Source organism: Aeromonas fluvialis (assembly GCF_000819885.1).
GTDB classification, from domain to species: Bacteria; Pseudomonadota; Gammaproteobacteria; order Enterobacterales; family Aeromonadaceae; genus Aeromonas; species Aeromonas fluvialis.
On sequence record NZ_CDBO01000069.1, the window covers coordinates 52,075 to 68,140 of the forward strand.

General features: G+C 57.0%; 17 protein-coding genes. 12 read left to right on the top strand and 5 right to left on the bottom strand.

Annotation, left to right across the window (positions count from 1 at the left end):
- Positions 1-43: 43 nt before the first annotated feature.
- From rpmH to BN1125_RS15520, 6 genes are all read left to right on the top strand, one after another.
- A complete protein-coding gene (rpmH, locus tag BN1125_RS15500; protein WP_005307156.1) occupies positions 44-178 on the top strand; it encodes a 50S ribosomal protein L34 in 135 nt (44 codons plus the stop codon).
- Positions 178-537 (top strand): ribonuclease P protein component, encoded by a 360-nt coding sequence (gene rnpA / locus BN1125_RS15505; protein ID WP_005339313.1) that lies wholly within the window; start codon positions 178-180, stop codon positions 535-537. The genes rpmH and rnpA overlap by 1 nt, the downstream gene beginning before the upstream one ends.
- Positions 504-752, top strand: a complete 249-nt coding sequence (gene yidD, locus BN1125_RS18710; protein ID WP_010672280.1) for a membrane protein insertion efficiency factor YidD — start codon at positions 504-506, stop codon at positions 750-752. The genes rnpA and yidD overlap by 34 nt, the downstream gene beginning before the upstream one ends.
- A 5-nt stretch (positions 753-757) precedes the next feature.
- Entirely contained in the window at positions 758-2,404 is a 1,647-nt protein-coding gene (gene yidC / locus BN1125_RS15510; RefSeq protein WP_042013329.1) for a membrane protein insertase YidC, read from the top strand.
- 99 nt (positions 2,405-2,503) lie between these two features.
- A complete protein-coding gene (gene mnmE / locus BN1125_RS15515) occupies positions 2,504-3,865 on the top strand; it encodes a tRNA uridine-5-carboxymethylaminomethyl(34) synthesis GTPase MnmE (protein ID WP_019445516.1) in 1,362 nt (453 codons plus the stop codon).
- Positions 3,866-4,027: 162 nt separating this feature from the next.
- Positions 4,028-5,155 (top strand): site-specific integrase, encoded by a 1,128-nt coding sequence (locus BN1125_RS15520; protein WP_244268509.1) that lies wholly within the window; start codon positions 4,028-4,030, stop codon positions 5,153-5,155.
- A gap of 128 nt (positions 5,156-5,283) precedes the next feature.
- Here BN1125_RS15520 and repC read toward each other — a convergent pair whose 3' ends face one another.
- Positions 5,284-5,796, bottom strand: coding sequence for a replication protein C, IncQ-type (gene repC / locus BN1125_RS15525; RefSeq protein ID WP_084202330.1), 513 nt, complete (start codon positions 5,794-5,796; stop codon positions 5,284-5,286).
- Positions 5,797-5,850: 54 nt separating this feature from the next.
- Between repC and mntA the strand changes: the two genes are divergently transcribed.
- From mntA to BN1125_RS15555, 6 genes are all read left to right on the top strand, one after another.
- Entirely contained in the window at positions 5,851-6,300 is a 450-nt protein-coding gene (mntA, locus tag BN1125_RS15530; RefSeq protein WP_042013331.1) for a type VII toxin-antitoxin system MntA family adenylyltransferase antitoxin, read from the top strand.
- A complete protein-coding gene (hepT, locus tag BN1125_RS15535) occupies positions 6,293-6,721 on the top strand; it encodes a type VII toxin-antitoxin system HepT family RNase toxin (protein ID WP_042013332.1) in 429 nt (142 codons plus the stop codon). Before mntA ends, hepT begins: the two co-directional genes overlap by 8 nt.
- Positions 6,722-6,890: 169 nt before the next feature.
- Positions 6,891-7,145: a helix-turn-helix domain-containing protein gene (locus tag BN1125_RS15540; RefSeq protein WP_042013334.1), complete on the top strand. Its 255-nt coding sequence runs from the start codon at positions 6,891-6,893 to the stop codon at positions 7,143-7,145.
- Entirely contained in the window at positions 7,145-8,464 is a 1,320-nt protein-coding gene (locus tag BN1125_RS15545; protein ID WP_042013336.1) for a type II toxin-antitoxin system HipA family toxin, read from the top strand. Before BN1125_RS15540 ends, BN1125_RS15545 begins: the two co-directional genes overlap by 1 nt.
- Before the next feature lie 435 nt (positions 8,465-8,899).
- On the top strand, positions 8,900-9,922 hold the full coding sequence (locus tag BN1125_RS15550; protein ID WP_042013338.1) for a hypothetical protein: 1,023 nt from the start codon (positions 8,900-8,902) through the stop codon (positions 9,920-9,922).
- Between the two features lie 3 nt (positions 9,923-9,925).
- Positions 9,926-10,381: a type II toxin-antitoxin system death-on-curing family toxin gene (locus tag BN1125_RS15555; protein ID WP_042013340.1), complete on the top strand. Its 456-nt coding sequence runs from the start codon at positions 9,926-9,928 to the stop codon at positions 10,379-10,381.
- A 282-nt stretch (positions 10,382-10,663) separates the two neighbouring features.
- On the opposite strand, the gene fhuB is transcribed toward BN1125_RS15555, so the two are convergent.
- Genes fhuB through BN1125_RS15575 form a run of 4 tightly spaced genes read right to left on the bottom strand, consistent with a single transcriptional unit; the run spans position 10,664 to position 16,036 of the window.
- Entirely contained in the window at positions 10,664-12,637 is a 1,974-nt protein-coding gene (gene fhuB / locus BN1125_RS15560; RefSeq protein ID WP_042013341.1) for a Fe(3+)-hydroxamate ABC transporter permease FhuB, read from the bottom strand.
- Positions 12,634-13,560, bottom strand: a complete 927-nt coding sequence (locus BN1125_RS15565) for an ABC transporter substrate-binding protein (RefSeq protein WP_042013342.1) — start codon at positions 13,558-13,560, stop codon at positions 12,634-12,636. Before BN1125_RS15565 ends, fhuB begins: the two co-directional genes overlap by 4 nt.
- 18 nt (positions 13,561-13,578) lie before the next feature.
- A complete protein-coding gene (locus BN1125_RS15570; protein WP_042013343.1) occupies positions 13,579-14,343 on the bottom strand; it encodes an ATP-binding cassette domain-containing protein in 765 nt (254 codons plus the stop codon).
- A 46-nt stretch (positions 14,344-14,389) separates the two neighbouring features.
- Positions 14,390-16,036: a multidrug ABC transporter permease/ATP-binding protein gene (locus BN1125_RS15575; protein ID WP_042013345.1), complete on the bottom strand. Its 1,647-nt coding sequence runs from the start codon at positions 16,034-16,036 to the stop codon at positions 14,390-14,392.
- Positions 16,037-16,066: the final 30 nt, after the last annotated feature.

The window sequence follows — 16,066 nt, forward strand, 5'->3', positions numbered from 1 at the left end:
TAAGTGTGACAATCAAAACTGTACAGAAATACGGAATCGAATCATGAAACGTACTTTTCAACCGTCCAACCTGAAGCGCAAGCGCTCTCACGGTTTCCGCGCCCGCATGGCAACTGCCAACGGTCGTAAAGTTCTGGCCGCTCGTCGTGCCAAGGGTCGTGCCCGCCTGGTAGTCTAATGCCTACCCAGCACACCTTCTCTCGGGAGTTACGTCTGTTAACTCCCGAACACTTCAAACGCGTTTTCGCCGAGCCTGTCCGGGCTGCTTCCCCGCAAATTACGCTTCTCGCCTGTCCCAATTCACTCGAACACTCTCGTCTTGGTCTCGCTGTGCCGAAAAAAGCACTCAAGCGTGCCGTCTGGCGTAACCGTGTCAAACGGGTAGTTCGGGAAAGTTTCCGCCTCAAACAACATCAGCTGCCCGCTATCGACATCGTGGTGATCGCCAAGGCCGGTGTGAAAGAGATGGATAACGAGGAACTGTTCAAGTTACTGGAAAAGCTATGGCGCACTCTGTCACGCCGTTGCAATGGGTAGCTATCAAACTGATACGCCTGTATCAGCTAATCATTAGCCCTCTGCTCGGGCCGCGCTGCCGTTTTACTCCAACTTGTTCCCAATTTGCGATAGAAGCCATCCGACTTCACGGTTTCATAAAAGGCGTTTGGTTAGCTAGCAAACGTCTATTAAAATGCCATCCCTTATCCGAGGGTGGTTATGACCCGGTTCCGCAACCAAAGCGAAGAAACTGAAGACTATGGAATCACAACGCAATCTACTCCTGATCGGTTTGCTGTTCGTGAGCTTTCTGCTCTGGCAACAGTGGGAGTCCGACAAGGCTCCGAAGCCGGCCCCGACTACCGTGGCCCAAACCGAACATTTCGTACCTGAAGCCGGTCAGACCGGTGATATTCCTCAGGTTTCCGAGCAAGCCAACGCGACTGCCGCACGCAAGCTGATCACCGTCTCTTCCGACGTGCTCAAGCTGACCCTGGATACCCAGGGTGGTGACGTCGTGTCTGCCGAACTGCTGTCTCACAAGCTGGAAGAGGGCAAGGACCAACCGTTCGTGCTGCTGACCAGCCAGCCTGAGCACCTCTATATCGCCCAGAGCGGTCTGGTGGGTCGCAACGGTCCGGACAGCCAGCCTCAGGGTCGTCCTACCTATGACGCCGCCCAGACCAGCTATCAGCTGGCCGATGGTCAGGATCAAGTCGTCGTTCCGATGACCTGGACCGACAGCAAGGGTGTGGTCTTCACCAAGGAGTTCATCCTCAAGCGTGGCGACTATGCCGTTGGCGTTGATTACAAGATCGACAACAAGTCTGCCGAGCCGGTTCAGGTGCAGTTCTATGGTCAGCTGAAACAGACCGTAGCAACGCCGAAGGATCAGGAAGGTCATGCCATGGTAGCCAGTGCTTACCGTGGTGGTGCTTTCTCCAGCGAAGAGACTCGCTACAAGAAGTACACCTTCGACGAGATGAAGGATGCCGACCTAAATAAAACCACCAAGGGTGGTTGGGTCGCCATGCTGCAACACTACTTCGTCTCTGCCTGGGCACCGAATGCCGACGATACCAACAGCTTCTACAGCCGCGTGATCCCTGGTAAAGGCCAGGCCATCATCGGTTACAAAGCGCCGCTGGTAGACGTCGCCGCTGGCCAGCAGGTCGAAATGACCAGCAAGCTGTGGGTCGGTCCCAAGCTGCAAGACAAGATGGCCAAGGTGGCAAACCACCTCGACCTGACCGTCGACTACGGCTGGCTGTGGTTCATCGCCCAACCGCTGCACTGGCTGCTGACCGTGTTCCACGGTTTCGTCCAGAACTGGGGTATGGCCATCATCATGCTGACCCTGCTGGTTCGCGGCATCATGTTCCCGCTGACCAAGGCCCAGTACACCTCCATGGCCAAGATGCGCATGCTGCAACCCAAGATTGCGGCCCTGCGTGAGCGCTTTGGCGATGACCGCCAGAAGATGTCTCAGGGCATGATGGAGCTGTACAAGAAGGAGAAGGTCAACCCGCTGGGTGGCTGTCTGCCGATCCTGGTGCAGATGCCGATCTTCATCGCCCTGTACTGGGCATTGATGGAGTCCGTCGAACTGCGTCACGCGCCGTTTGCCTTGTGGATCTCTGACCTGTCAGTGAAGGACCCCTTCTTCGTGCTGCCAATCCTCATGGGTGCTTCCATGTGGTATCTGCAGAAGATGAGCCCGACCACCGTAACCGATCCGATGCAGCAGAAAGTGATGCAGTTCATGCCGATCATCTTCACTTTCATGTTCCTCTGGTTCCCGGCTGGTCTGACTCTCTACTGGCTGGTGAGCAACGTCATCTCCATCATCCAGCAGACCATCATCTATCGTCAGCTGGAGAAGAAAGGACTGCATTCACGCAGCTAATCTTCCCGTGATGACAAAAGAGGCGGCCTTCGGGCCGCCTTTTTTATTACAATGTCTCCCACTACGTTTTCCTATCAGCGAACAAACGAGCCAAGCAAGATGACAACAGATACGATCGTGGCCCAGGCCACCGCGCCAGGCCGTGGTGGCGTCGGCATAGTCCGGGTCTCAGGCCCCGCCGCCGAACAGGTCGCCGGGATAGTGCTCGGCAAGCTCCCGCGGGTGCGCTACGCCGAATATCTGCCGTTCAAGGATGAGCAAGGCCAGGTACTGGATCAGGGCATCGCCCTGCTGTTCAAAGCCCCCAACAGCTTCACCGGCGAGGATGTGCTGGAGCTGCAGGGCCACGGCGGCCCCGTCATCATGGACATGCTGATCCGCCGCATTCTGAAAATCGATGGCATCCGCCCTGCCCGCCCCGGCGAGTTCAGCGAGCGCGCCTTCATCAACGACAAGCTGGATCTGGCCCAGGCCGAAGCTATCGCTGACCTTATTGAAGCCTCCAGCGAACAGGCCGCCCGCAGCGCCATGCACTCCCTGCAGGGGCAGTTCTCCAGCAAAATCCAGCAACTGGTGGAAAGCCTGATCCGGCTGCGCATCTATGTGGAAGCGGCCATCGACTTCCCGGACGAGGAGATCGACTTCCTCTCCGACGGCAAGGTGGCGGGCGACCTCTACGCCATCATGTCCGAGCTGGACGACGTGCGCGGGGAAGCCAAACAGGGCGCCCTGCTACGGGAAGGGATGAAGGTGGTGATCGCCGGTCGTCCCAACGCCGGCAAATCGAGCCTGCTAAATGCCCTGGCGGGCCGTGAGTCGGCCATCGTCACCGAGATCGCTGGCACCACCCGCGATGTGCTGCGCGAGCATATCCATCTCGATGGCATGCCGCTACACATCATCGATACCGCCGGTCTGCGCGACACCCAGGATAAGGTGGAACAAATCGGTATCGAACGCGCCTGGGCAGAGATCGAACAGGCCGATCGGGTGCTGTTTATGGTGGATGGCACCACCACAGACGCGGTTGACCCGCGGGAAATTTGGCCGGAATTTGTTGATCGGTTGCCAAAAAACATCGGCCTCACCGTCATTCGCAACAAGGCCGACCTGACCGGCGAGGATCTGGCACCGAGCCAGGAGCAAGGCCACGCCGTCTACCGCATCTCCGCCAAGACCGAGCTGGGGCTGCCTGCCCTGCGCGAGCACCTGAAAGCCTGCATGGGTTTCCAGGGCAACACCGAAGGGGGCTTTATGGCCCGCCGCCGCCATCTGGATGCGCTGGAGCGCGCCGCCGAGCGGCTGCTGGTGGCCAAGGAGCAGTTGGAAGTGTTCGTGGCTGGCGAGCTGGTGGCCGAAGAGCTGCGCCTCGCGCAGGAATCCCTCAGTGAGATCACCGGTGAATTCAGCTCCGACGATCTGCTGGGCCGCATCTTCTCCAGCTTCTGCATCGGCAAGTAATGTGGTGAAAAATCAGCAATAAAAAGCAGCCAGTGAGAACATAACTAATTGTAAATATAGGACTTTGTTTTTTACTGGCTATTCTTGCCTGATCTTGTTTCGTGAGAATTTACCCCGAGAGTACCCCGAAGTAACCTCTTGGGGTACTTTTGGGGGACACTCATGAAGATCAGCATCGAATACCGCGCACCGGACGCCGAAGGCAAGCGCGCTCTGCGCCTAACCTACTACGCCGGCTCCTACCTTGATCCAGCCACAGGCATCCGCAAGCACAAACGCAGCAGAGAGCCCCTGGAGCTCTTCCTGTACGACAAGCCGCGTACCCCAGCACAGCGGCTCCACAACAAAGAAACCCAGCGAGCAGCCGAAGCCATCCGCGCCAAGCGACTCTTCGAGTACGAGACTGGTAAACACCATCTGGATTTCTCGAACGCCTACGAGGCCAGCTTCTTCGAGTACTTCCAAGAGGTTACAGACCAAAAAGCGGCAGGCAGCAAGAGCAACCATTCCATCTGGATATCAGCCCTCAAGCATTTACGCCAGTACCATAAGCTGCCGGAGCTGACTTTCGAGGAAGTAGATCAGCTGTTCCTGGAGGGATTTCGGCATTACCTGATGCACAAGGCCCGCACCAAAAGCGGCACACCACTGAGCCGCAACACCCAGAGTGCCTATTTCAACAAGTTAAGGGCGGCCCTGAACCAGGCGGAGCAGGAACGGCTGCTACCGGATAATCCGGTACGACGTGTCAAAGCTATCCAGGGGGAGAAGAACAAACGGGTTTACCTGACCGAAGACGAGGTACGAGCCCTGGCCCAGGCCGAGTGCCGCTACGAGGTTCTTAAGCGCGCCTTTCTGTTCTCTTGTTGCACTGGTTTGCGTTGGTCCGACATTCACAAGCTAACCTGGGCCGAGCTGGAGCCCTTTTATGGCCATGACCGTATCGTCTTCACCCAGAAGAAGACCTGCGGACTTCAGTATTTGGATCTAAATGACATGGCGTTACAGCTGATGGGGCGCCCAGGCAAGGCAACAGAGCGGATCTTCAAGGGCCTCAAGTACTCGGCTTGGCACAACATGGAGCTCACCCGGTGGGCGTTGCAGGCGGGTATAACCAAGAAGGTAACCTTCCACAGCGCGCGTCATACCTTCGCCGTGATCCAGCTTAACCGCGGCGCCGAGATGCCATGCTCGATTTCCCCAATGTCTTGGGGTGATAGAAGCACCCTCGACGAGATCATGGCCAGGAAGAGCCAACAAATAGGCCAGCGCGACCATGCGCTGGCCTAGATTATCTTAGATAATATAGATCGGATTTCAGGATCGCCCTGTAGCCCAAGCGGTAACTGGGTTTCACTGAATTGGCTTGTGACCAATATCGTGAACTTTGTGACCATTATCGTGATGGTTTGTGACCATTATCGTGATAGCGCAGGCCGACCTATGGTGAACCGCCCCTTGGCATGTTCACTGATTGACCAACCCAGTTCATTCAATGCCTTGCGGACTCGCGATTGCCGCTTGCGGTGAGTGACCATGCAGGCTTCCTTAGGAAAAACATAAGCAACCAAGGTGTCTAGCTGTACCGTCCGACTCTGGCCAACATCGACCCAGGCACATAACCGCTGATGCAACAGTCTGGTGATACAGCCACTCAGGCGCCGCCCCTCTGTCATGTCGATACAAACATGGCGGCCAGAGCCCATGGTGGCGGAGGTCAGCAAAGGATTGAGCGCCACAAAGAGCCCGTCGGTCAGGGCATCGCTGGCATAGTTCGCCAGCAGACGAAAACCGCTGCGCTGGCCTGCTACCTGCGCCATTACCGACACCTTCCATAACTGAGGTGAGTCATCTTTTCGACTCACCGAACAAGCCAGCAGCCAAGCGCAGCGCGGCAGGCTACTGGAAGTTACGTACAAAAGCCCAACCATGTGGCACCATACTAACCACAACTCTGTCTCAAACGACCAAATGGCCGTACCAATATGAAACCCGACAGCGATGTTATTCACCAGCTGATTACCCTCGCCAACAGCAACCCCCAGGTGCAGGTGCTTTGGCTTTACGGCTCCCGTGCCAAGGGGACTGCTGGTCCTGCCAGCGACTGGGATCTGGCGGTGGCCTTTGATCCAATCAAACAGAGTGGACCACTGGGTACGGCACTGGAAAACCGCTTGCGCCCTGAACTGCTCGCGCTGGAGTGGCAACGAGCCCTGGGGTTGGCAGAGGGGAAACTTTCGGTCGTCGATATCAATCAGGCCCCGATTCCGTTGGCTTTTGCGGTAGTAGATGCAAATCGTCCTCTCTATAGCCGTGATGAGGGGCGGCGTTTGCAAGAGGAGGCGCGGATAATGTCGCAGATGGAACTTGGTTATCCCTATCGCCAAGCCTATATCAGCAAACATCATTCTGAGGAGTGGAGTAAAGATGAGTGATAACGCCTATATAGGAGCTTTACGCATCAGCCTGTCGCGCTATAAGGCCGAGTTGTCAGAGATACGGGCTATTCTGGCGCTGCGTGCGCTTTCCAATCTGGAGTACCGCGCAGCTGAGCGAACTCTACAAGTGTCTATCGAAGCGTGTATTGGCGTGGCAAAGCACTGGGCTAAAGCATTGGCAAGTCATACCCCACAGGATGCCTATCAGGCATTCGAAATCCTGGCCCAGCGTGGTGAGCTATCCCCCGACACCTTAATCGGCTGGCGCAAGATCATTGGCCTTCGCAATGCACTGGTGCACGACTATCTGAATATTGACCCCGAGATCATCCGTAGCGTCATTGCTCAAGGCTATAGCGACCAGCTGTTCACGTTTGCAGAGCAAGGTCTCGACTGGTTGGCTGCCCATATTGATTGAAACTTCGACGTCATATCTCCGTTTAACGTTCTCTTACCCGCTATAGAGGATAAATGTTAAATACCGCCTATAGCGTGTAAGTCATATTTACCTCCTATAACAGGTAAACATTGATATACCTGCCATAGCGTGTAAATTGGAAGAAGGCACGCTACCAGGTTGTCGAATCATGAAAGTAACCAGCGCCAAGCAGCTGAGCGCCTGTATCAAGGATGCCAGGCTTTCTCAAAAGCTCTCTCAAGGCAAAGTGGCCGAGAAAGTGGGGATTAGGCAAGACACAGTCTCCAGCTTCGAACTCAATCCTGAGTCCACCAAGCTGGAAACCCTGTTCAAGATCCTCGCATCACTCGAATTGTCACTGGACATCAAACCCCGCAATGAGTCATCCGAGAGTCCGGCATCGGGCTGGAAGGAGGAGTGGTAATGGCCAATCTGGCTGTCTACATGAACGGCTATCGGGTAGGCACATTCACCAAAACTACCAGCGGCGCCCATCAGTTTCAGTACCATGAGTCATGGCTGGCACAACCGGGCAGCCGTCCCATCTCACTTTCCATGCCATTGCGCCATCAGGCCTACCGGGGCGATGAAGCCTATAACTTCTTCGACAACCTGCTGCCAGATAATACGGAGGTGAGGAACAGGGTTGTAGCACGCTATCAAGCGGCATCAACTCAGCCCTTCGATCTGCTCAGTTGCATTGGCCAGGATAGCGTAGGGGCATTACAGCTGGTTACCGAAGGGCACGACGTTCCAGATGTCAGGCGAATCGACTACAAAGCACTTTCCGATGGCGAGCTCGAGCAGATCCTGACCAGCTACAAATCAGGAATCCCTTTGGGGATGGTCAGGGAGCAAGAGGAGTTCCGGATCTCTATCGCCGGAGCGCAAGAAAAGACAGCGCTGCTCTATCTCGATGGCCGTTGGTACTTGCCACTCAACGCAACGCCGACAACCCACATTATCAAACTCCCTATTGGCAAGATTGAAAGCCACTCCTACTCGATAGACCTCTCCCAGAGCGTAGAAAACGAATATCTCTGCACTCTGATTGCCAAGGAGTTTGGTCTACCCGTACCTCACTGCTTCATGATGCAGGTTGGCCAGGTCAAAGCACTGGCTGTGGAACGCTTCGACAGACGTTACGCTGCCGATCGCAGTTGGATCATGCGCCTTCCCCAAGAAGATTTCTGTCAGGTATTGAATGTTCCGTCAGCACGGAAATACGAGAGTCATGGAGGACCAGGGATCACTGAAATCATGAAAACCTTGCTGGGCTCTGCGACACCAGAACAGGATCGCTACCTGTTCATGAAATCTCAGGTCCTGTTCTGGCTGCTGGCAGCCACCGATGGCCATGCAAAGAACTTCTCGGTCTTTATTGAACCGGAAGGGCGTTTTCGCCTGACCCCTTTTTACGACATCCTATCTGTCTATCCAGTGTTTGGCGGCCGAGGCCTCAACCGAAGGGACGCCAAGCTCGCTATGGGCCTAGCAAGCAGCAAGGGAAAGAAATACGCCATTGAGCAGATATTCCCGCGTCATTTCTTCCAAACGGCAAAAGCTGTGGGATTTGAGCGTTCTGCTATGGAAGAGATCCTGACAGAACTGGCCAACTCCGTTGATGATGTTATTGAGCGTGTTACCCAGCAATTGCCAGCGGGCTTCCCCGATGCCATCAGCAGCACCATTCTAGAGGGCCTAAAAGCCCGCTCAGCCAGGCTGATAAAGGGCTGGGATTAAATTGACGGTATGTGGGATGATTGCACGGTTAGCCAAACCACCTATGGGAAGTTTGCACGGTTCGAAGAGTAAAAGCGGCTTTCCAGGCACCGGACGGTGTTATGGTCGGTTCAAAATATGTTCAAAACTCACCTAAAAAGCGGTTTTGAATGCGTGTAGTAGCATCGCGTTGATTCATATGGGAAGGCTGCACGATCGAGAATGGACTATGTGGGAACGCTGCACGATAGCAGAAACCCGTGAGCGGCCTCTCAATATGCTGTTTTAGTTACTTTTACCCCAAGCGGCCCCCGAAAAGCCACTAACATATTGAATATAATAGATTATTTACATTCTGCATCGGCAAGTAATAACTGATTATCTGCAAATGCTTCAGTGTGCAAAGGTGGCCTGCAGTATCGCTATCCCCCTTTGTAATAAATGAGGAATTCAATCATGACTCATGATTTGACGACATCGGCAGTTGCTCGACGGAATGTGCTAAATAACCGTTTTGCTCTGGGAAAGCTCGCCGATCACTTGGCCTTGGGTGGACTGGTTATCGATGGTGAAACCATGTTTTTTAAGAGCCACGTTGCTGAGATTTTGGATGTCGATGAGCGAACTATCGATCGCTATCTCGCCAGTCACGAAGAAGAGTTGAAGGCTAACGGCTATCGCATTTTAAAAGGTAAACACTTAAAAAACATAAAGATGACTCAAGTCGACGACATCAATGTCGTCGACTTGATTGGAGCAAAAACACCATCTCTGGGTGTGTTCACTTTCCGCTCAGTCCTGAATCTAGCCATGCTGGTAACCGAAAGTGAGCGGGCTAAGGCGATCCGCAGCCGGATGCTCGATATCGTGCTGGATGTAGTAGCTGAGAAAGCCGGTGGGCACACTCGTTTTATTAACCAACGTGACCAAGACTATCTACCTGCCGCATTTCAGGAAGATAGCTATCGAAAACAATTTACCGATGCGTTGCGTGATTGCCTGGAAATGGGAAATCACAAGTACGCGGTGTATACAGACAAAATTTATCAAGCGGTTTTTTGCGAATGCGCCAAGGAGTACAAGCAGATTCTGCGTCTAGCCGAGGGCCATAGCACACGTGACACCATGTATGCCGAGGTACTGCGCACACTGGCCAGTTTTGAGAGTGGCTTGGCAGTACAGATCAGACAAAAATTTGAGGATCTTGGCAGGAAACTACGCGGTTCAGAAGTGGATGCGCTACTTGCGGAAGCATCAAATAGTCCATTTTTGAAACCGATGATAGAAGATGCGAGAGTCCGGATGGCAAGTCGAGATCTGGGCTTTCGCGATGCATTACACCAAAAGCTAGAAGCGTATGTACAGGCGGTGCCTGAAGCTGATTTTGAACGTTTCTTGGGTGAACGCAGTCAAGCATTAGAAGAGCGGTTGTCAGATCCTAAATTGTTGGCTGTGTTGCAGAGACTAAAGGATCGCTAAGCAATGGCCCTACTGACTCTATATTTCGATATTGCGCATGCCGTTGCGGTACATGATTGGATCATCGATCAAACTGGAGGTCATCCAGGCATCTTGGATCAAGGACGGCTGGATAGTGCATTGCAACACATCCAAAATGATGATTACTACCCAACCTTTGAGGAAAAGTTGACTCATTTGGTGTTTGCTATCAACAAATTCCATGCCTTCAACGATGGGAACAAGCGTTCAAGCCTTACACTTGGGGCGTATTTTCTCACACTCAACGGCTATGACTACTGTGTACCTAAATTCGTCACGGAAATGGAAAATATCGTGGTCGCAGTCGCTGATAACAAGATAGGAAAGCCTTTACTTCAAAGATTGATAACCTCTCTAATTGAAGATGACGATTATCCGGATGAACTAAAGCTTTTGCTTTATGAAGAGCTTGGCGGTGATGAAATGGATGTTGATTGAATGCTGCCAATAAAAAGCCCGGGTTCATCCCGCAATGCTGTTCAGATAAGCACTTTTTTTGACTGATTATTCATGATTAGATTTGAGTTGGGGGGGCAAGGCTGTGTCCAGTCGATCTTCCTCCAGCTTTTATCCAGCGGGGCTTGCAATAGAAAGAGGGAGGCATCATGCCTCCCTCGCTTTTTTGCCCTGATACTACGTGGACTGGAACTCAAATTCTCTTAAGTGAACAGCATTGGGGTTCATCCCGGGCTTTTTATTGTGCGTTTTTTGTCCGCAAACCTAGAGGCGACGCAGACACCACATGAAGTAAGCGCCCCCTAACAAGGTGGAGACCAGCCCGACTGGCACCTCCTGCGGGAAGAGGATCTGCTGACCGATCCAGTCCGCCGATACCATCAACAGTGCACCGGAGGCGGCAGCCCCGAGCAAATGCCAGCGCGCCCGTACCAGCCCCATCAGTTTGGCCATATGTGGTGCCAGCAGACCGACGAAGGAGAGCGGCCCCACCACCAGGGTGGCGCTGGCAGTGAGCACGGCCACCAGCAGCAGGATGGCGAGCTGGGTACGGTTGAGGCGAATGCCCAGCGCAGTCGCCATCGCACTCCCCATCGGCAGCAGATCGAGCCAGCGGCTCACTAGCAGGCAGGCGGCCAGCATCAACAGCGCCAGCCCCACCAGCCCATAGGCCACCGGCAGGGTGACATAGTAGGTGGATCCGGACATCCAGGAGAGCAGTTGCTGCACCCGCATGTCGCCGTTAGCCAGCGCGATGGCCTGCAGCGGCTCAAACAGTGCCGTGATGGCGATACCGGACAGCAGTATCCGCTCCGGCTGGAAGCCGTGCTTGCGATTGACCGCCACCAGCAGCAACAGGCAGCCGAAGGCACCGAGCAGGCCACCGACCAGCATAAGCGGCAGGGGCAATGCTGGCAGCAGCAACGCCGTGGCAATCACCCCCATAAAGGTGCCTCCGCTCACCCCAAGCAGCTCCGGGCTCGCCATCGGGTTGTTACTGACCCGCTGCAGCAGCGTGCCCGCCAGTGCCAGCAGCACGCCAGCCGCCCCAGCCGCCAACGCGCGCGGCAGCCGCCACTCCAGTTGGGCCTGCCAGCGGAGCCAGTTCCAGCCCGTCACTCCCTGACCAAACAGCAGGGAGGCGACCACTGCCAGCATCAACCCGACCAGCAACAGGCCGATAAGGCGAGCCGGTGCCGGATGGCGGGCCACCAGCAGGCCGGCGTTTGCCTTCGGTGTACCAGACTTGATACCAAGACGCGGGATCAGCCAGAGCAGCAGCGGCGCACCCAGCAGGGCGGTCATGGCGCCGGTGGGGATCAATACCGGCCAGAAGCGGCTCAGGCTCTGCAGCAGCAGATCGGTGGCGGCCAGCAGCAGGGCGCCGAGGATCGGTGCCCACAACAGCCGCTGGCCGAGCTGGCGGATCCCGAGCAACCGCACCATGGCGGGCGCCGCCAGCCCGATAAAGCCGATCAGCCCTACCACGCTCACCACGCAAGCGGTGACAAATACCGCCAGCCCGAGTCCGGCAAAACGCAGATGCTGCAGGGAGACCCCCAGACTGCGGGCGCTGGCATCATCCAGCTCCAGCACTGCCAGCGGGCGTACCAGTACCGCAGCCAGCGCAGCGGCTGCCAGCAGGCGGGGCAACAGGTAACTCACCCCACTCCAGCTGTTCTGCACTAGCGAGCCACTGCCCCACACCAGCAAACCTTTCAGCTCCTCCTGAAAGAACAGCAAGAGTCCCATGCTGATGGCCGCCAGATAGAGGTTGATCACCAGCCCGGCAAAGACGATGACCACCGGATTGAGCTGGCGACGCCAGGCCAGGGCAAACACCAGTGCCATCGCAAAGCTGCCGCCGGCCATGGCGATCCACTCCCGCCCTAGCAGCAACCAGGAGGGGGCAAACAGGGTCACCATCATCAACGCCAGTTGGGCACCGGAGGCCACCCCCAAGGTGGTCGGTGACGCGAGCGGGTTGCGCAGCACCTGCTGCATCAGGGTACCTGCCAGCCCGAGCGCCGCTCCGGCCAGCAGGGTGACCGCCAAGCGGGGCAGCCAACTGAAATGCACCACCACTTGGCTGACGTCATCCAGATTGGGGGCGAACAGGCTCTGCCACCAGAGCGCACCGGGCAGCTGGCGAGCCAGCTCCCAACACGCGAGCGAGAGGGTCAACCCCAGCAGGATCGAGACCGGCCGCAGTAGCGGCGATGTGAGCAGTCGCTTCATCGGCTAGCCTCCATGCGCTCGGCATCTTGCAGCAATGCATCGCTGAGCAGACCGGCGAAACGGCGGGCGGCAAGTACGCCACCAAAACTCCAGACCGCAGGCAGATGCAGCTCGGGCGCCTGCCGTACCAGCGGCAGATGCTGCCACAGCCCAGGCTCCTGCAGCCGTTCGCTCACCCCGACCGGAATGGGATCGACCACCACCAGCCGCGCGGTTGGCAAAGTCATAAACTGCTCGATGCTGACCACCGAGAAACCCCAGTCATTGGTCTGCTCCTGCCAGCCATTACGCAGCCCGAGCCGCGTCATCACTGCATCGAACAGGCTGTGGTGACCAAACACCCGCATATGGCGCTCATCGATAAACTGCACCACCAGCAGGGGCGGCAGATCCGCTGGCAACTCTGTCCGCATCTGCGCCAGATCCCGATCCAGCCCGGCCAGCAGCCTCTCGGCCTCGGCCGTTTTGTTCACCAGCGCCGCTATGGTCAGGGTCGCCTCATGAAGCCGCTGCCACAGATCGGTTTGCCCATCATAGAGGGTGATGGTGCTCACCGGCGCGATGCGGGAAAAGGTTGGCGCCAGCGGGGCCGCCAGCGGCGAGATGAGGATTAGATCGGGTTTGAGCTCCGCCAGCAGCTCGCGGTTGGGCTGGGTGCGCAGGCCGATATCCACCACTCCGGCGGGTAGCCGTGGCTCGCCGACCCAGGCCTGATAGGGGCCAACATCCCCCACCGCCAGCGGCGTCACCCCGAGCGCCAGCAGGGTTTCGGCTATGGTCCAGTCGACGGTGGCGATACGGGGTAGCGACTTCACAGCATCGGTTTGAGGGATATCTGCACCGGCAGGCATCGTTGGCTCGGCCTGCAACATAAGCGGAGCCAAGAGGCAGCAGAACCAGCCAATTTTCTTGAATAAAAACATCGAGATAACAAGCCTTATCTAAACGATGGCGATGGGATGAGCATGAGCCGGATGGCGAATGACCTCCATCGGGATGCCATAGATGGCGTGCAGGGTCTCGCTGGTCATGATCCCCTCAGGTTCGCCGTGGGTGAGCAGGCGGCCGGAGTGGAGCGCCACCAGCCGATCGCAGAAGCGGGAGGCCATATTGATGTCGTGAATGACGATGATGACCCCGAGGTTCAGCTGACGGCTCAACTGCTTGACGAGCGTCAGCACCTCCACCTGATGGGCCACGTCCAGCGCGGCCAGCGGCTCGTCCAGCAGGATGAAGCGGCTCTCTTGGGCCAGCAGCATCGCCAGCCAGACCCGCCCCCGCTCGCCGCCGGAGAGGGTATCCACCAGCCGATCGGCAAAGCGTTCGGTATGGGTAAGGGCGATGGCCCGATCGACCTTACGGTGATCCTCCGCCCCCATCCGGCCCAGCAGGCCACGCCAGGGGTAGCGGCCCATCTCCACCAGCTCCCGCCCGAGCAGATTCTCGGCGCTAGGCAGATGCTGGGGCAGATAGGCCACCTGACGGGCAAACTCCCGATTGCCCCAGTCGGGCAGCGGCTTGCCATCGAACAGGATCTCGCCGTCGCTGAGAGGTTGCTGGCGTGCCAGCAGCTTGAGCAGGGTCGATTTACCCGACCCATTGTGGCCGATGAGGCCATAGACCTGTCCCTGCTCGAAACGCAGGTCTGTGGGGTGCAGCAGCGTGCGGTCATTGACCGTGAAGCTGGCTGATTTCATCTCGAACATAAGCAATTCCTGTGCTGGCTTGCCGCCAGTCTCATCGGTGCCGGTATCAAGCCGGCACCTCGCAATCCAGATGGGCGATCGCATCGCGGCTCACTTCGGCGCGGCGCGCCCCGGTCAGCTCAGTGAGCTGGCCCTGGCGCAACTCCAGCAGGCGATCGGCCAGCGGGAAGTAGTGATCGTCGTGACTGATGGCAATCACCGTCTTGCCCATCTCCTTGAGGCGCGGCAACAGCACCTGATAGAAGATGCGGCGGAACTGGGGATCCTGATCCGCAGCCCACTCGTCAAACAGCATCACCTCGCGCTGCTCGGCCAGCGCCAGCAGCAGGGCGACCCGCTTGCGCTGCCCTTGGGAGAGATCGATATCGGCTATAAAGCCATCCTCGATGGTGAGCTTGCTGCCCATCTGCAACCGCTCCAGCCACTCGGCCACCAGCTCATCCTTGGGTTCCGGCCCCAGCAGGTGCTGGAACAGGTGATAGTCGGTAAAGATGGCGGAGAAGAGCGCCAGATAGCCGTTGCGATCGGTGACGGGCTCACCATCCAGCAGGATCCGGCCCGATACCGGCTGGTAAAGGCCGGTCAGCAGCATGGCCAGCGTCGACTTGCCGGATCCATTGCCACCGATAATGAAGATCTGCTCCCCCTTTTCGATGACCAGATCGATGGGGCCGACGGCAAAGCCGCCCTCCCCCTGATAGTGAAAGCTCACCTGCTCCAGCTCGATTCGCTGCCAGGGGCGGATGGCGGGTGGCAGCGGGAAGTTTGCATCCGGCTCGGCCAGATTGAGGGCAGCGATCTTGTCGAACGCCACCTGAGCGGCAAGCAGGGTCGGCAAGGCGCCTATCCCCTGCAACAGCGGGGTGCGCAGGAACAGCAGGGTCAGCGCAAAGGTAGCCGCCACATTGGTGTTGGCCCAGCCCAGCCCGTTGGCCAGAAAGAAGACCAGACCGATCGCCCCCAGCATCATGATATTCGACCAGTTCACCGCGCTCAGGTGATAGGTGTCGGCACGGATGATCTGCTGGCGGTAGTCACGGGCATTCTGCTCATAGAGCTGGTGGTAGACGAAGTGAGCCCGCTCGCGGTTGAGCGCCAGCTCCTTGCTGCCGGCGATGATGGCCTGATAGTTCTGATAGAGCCGATCTTCGGCCTGACGCATATGGGATAGGTGACGATAGACCCGATTGACCAGCAGCCAGCCCACCACCATGGTGGCGGTGACCCAGAGCGCGGTCACCCCGAGCAACGCAGGAGAGAGCCAGCCGAGGTAAAGGGCTGAACCCAGCGTTAGCACCAGCCCCTGCACCAGCTCCGGCAGGCGCACGAAGGCGATGGTGATCTGGCCGATATCGCTGGAGAGCGAGGCCAACAGCGGCCCCTGACCAATCTGGCGGATACGGGCGACATCGGTATCCAGCAGTTGCTTGAGCAGACGGCCTCGCAACCGGTAGACAAAATGGTGACCGAGAGTGGTCAGGGCCAGCTGAGACCCGAGTGTGATCACCAGCAGCAACGCAATCAGGCCGACCAGCTGACCGAGGATCGGCAGCGGATCACCTATAGATTCGATAAGAGACTGATTGATAAAAGCAATGACGCCAATCCCGCTGACGGCACTGAGCAGACTGAGCAGGGTGATGGCGATAAAAGGCCAACGATATTGGCGATAAACCAGAGACAAGAGTTCCATAACGGACCGGTATTCCAGAGAGATCAGAAC

Coding starts and splice junctions, on each gene's coding strand:
- rpmH (WP_005307156.1), top strand. CDS start 44: ATGAAACGTACTTTTCAACCGTCCAACCTGAAGCGCAAGCGCTCTCAC.
- rnpA (WP_005339313.1), top strand. CDS start 178: ATGCCTACCCAGCACACCTTCTCTCGGGAGTTACGTCTGTTAACTCCC.
- yidD (WP_010672280.1), top strand. CDS start 504: ATGGCGCACTCTGTCACGCCGTTGCAATGGGTAGCTATCAAACTGATA.
- yidC (WP_042013329.1), top strand. CDS start 758: ATGGAATCACAACGCAATCTACTCCTGATCGGTTTGCTGTTCGTGAGC.
- mnmE (WP_019445516.1), top strand. CDS start 2,504: ATGACAACAGATACGATCGTGGCCCAGGCCACCGCGCCAGGCCGTGGT.
- BN1125_RS15520 (WP_244268509.1), top strand. CDS start 4,028: ATGAAGATCAGCATCGAATACCGCGCACCGGACGCCGAAGGCAAGCGC.
- repC (WP_084202330.1), bottom strand. CDS start 5,796: ATGGTTGGGCTTTTGTACGTAACTTCCAGTAGCCTGCCGCGCTGCGCT.
- mntA (WP_042013331.1), top strand. CDS start 5,851: ATGAAACCCGACAGCGATGTTATTCACCAGCTGATTACCCTCGCCAAC.
- hepT (WP_042013332.1), top strand. CDS start 6,293: ATGAGTGATAACGCCTATATAGGAGCTTTACGCATCAGCCTGTCGCGC.
- BN1125_RS15540 (WP_042013334.1), top strand. CDS start 6,891: ATGAAAGTAACCAGCGCCAAGCAGCTGAGCGCCTGTATCAAGGATGCC.
- BN1125_RS15545 (WP_042013336.1), top strand. CDS start 7,145: ATGGCCAATCTGGCTGTCTACATGAACGGCTATCGGGTAGGCACATTC.
- BN1125_RS15550 (WP_042013338.1), top strand. CDS start 8,900: ATGACTCATGATTTGACGACATCGGCAGTTGCTCGACGGAATGTGCTA.
- BN1125_RS15555 (WP_042013340.1), top strand. CDS start 9,926: ATGGCCCTACTGACTCTATATTTCGATATTGCGCATGCCGTTGCGGTA.
- fhuB (WP_042013341.1), bottom strand. CDS start 12,637: ATGAAGCGACTGCTCACATCGCCGCTACTGCGGCCGGTCTCGATCCTG.
- BN1125_RS15565 (WP_042013342.1), bottom strand. CDS start 13,560: ATGTTTTTATTCAAGAAAATTGGCTGGTTCTGCTGCCTCTTGGCTCCG.
- BN1125_RS15570 (WP_042013343.1), bottom strand. CDS start 14,343: ATGTTCGAGATGAAATCAGCCAGCTTCACGGTCAATGACCGCACGCTG.
- BN1125_RS15575 (WP_042013345.1), bottom strand. CDS start 16,036: ATGGAACTCTTGTCTCTGGTTTATCGCCAATATCGTTGGCCTTTTATC.